This is a genomic window from Paraburkholderia sp. BCC1876, assembly GCF_902833695.1.
Classification (GTDB): domain Bacteria; phylum Pseudomonadota; class Gammaproteobacteria; order Burkholderiales; family Burkholderiaceae; genus Paraburkholderia.
In genome coordinates, this window is the sequence record NZ_CADFGI010000038.1 from 1 (window position 1) to 626 (window position 626).

Annotated in this window: 1 protein-coding gene and 1 pseudogene; both read right to left on the reverse strand. The window is 68.1% G+C overall.

Annotation, left to right across the window (positions count from 1 at the left end):
• Nucleotides 1–184: pseudogene (locus HWY05_RS37630) on the reverse strand (alpha/beta hydrolase); the annotation flags it as partial.
• A gap of 144 nt (nt 185–328) precedes the next feature.
• On the reverse strand, nt 329–626 hold a 298-nt coding region (locus HWY05_RS37635), incomplete at its 5' end, for a DUF455 family protein (RefSeq protein WP_176061477.1).

The following is a 626-nucleotide window of genomic DNA, read 5'->3' on the forward strand; positions in this document are numbered from 1 at the left end:
GCGCGATTACCTGCCAATCTCCCGCCAGCGCGTCGACCACGAACTGGAACGAGGCGGCCACGTCCATCCAGCCATGCAGCATGTAGAGCACCGGCGCGTCGGGCCGGCCCCAGCGGCGCACGTGCAGGCGCACGCCACGCACGGTCACGAATTCGGAAATGGAGTCGGAATGGGTCTGGGTCATCGCGGCCGCCAAAAAAGAATGGTCGTTCGATTATATCGGCGACGCTGCGACGATGTGTGCAATGGTGCTGAGGCGGCTCATGTGTCGAGGCACTTCTCTAGGCTGCATTTGCGTCGCGATGCGCCGTGCCCGGGGCGCACTTGCTCAGCCCGGCGTGCCGGCGGGCGGCGTGTCGCGATCCTGGGCGACCAGCGCATCCAGTTCCAGCTCGTCGAAACCGGCGTCGCGGCGCGCCTCGAAGTTGAACGGCCCGCGCAGCCGCGGCGCATGGTACTGCTCGGCGAGCCGCAGGTAGGCCGGATGCGGTTCGAGCCCGGCCCGCGCGCAGAGATGGCGGAACCAGCGGTTGCCGATCGCCACATGGCCGATCTCGTCGCGCAGAATCACGTCGAGGATCGCGGCCGAAGCCTCGTCGCCGGCCTGCATCAAGCGCGCGCGGATC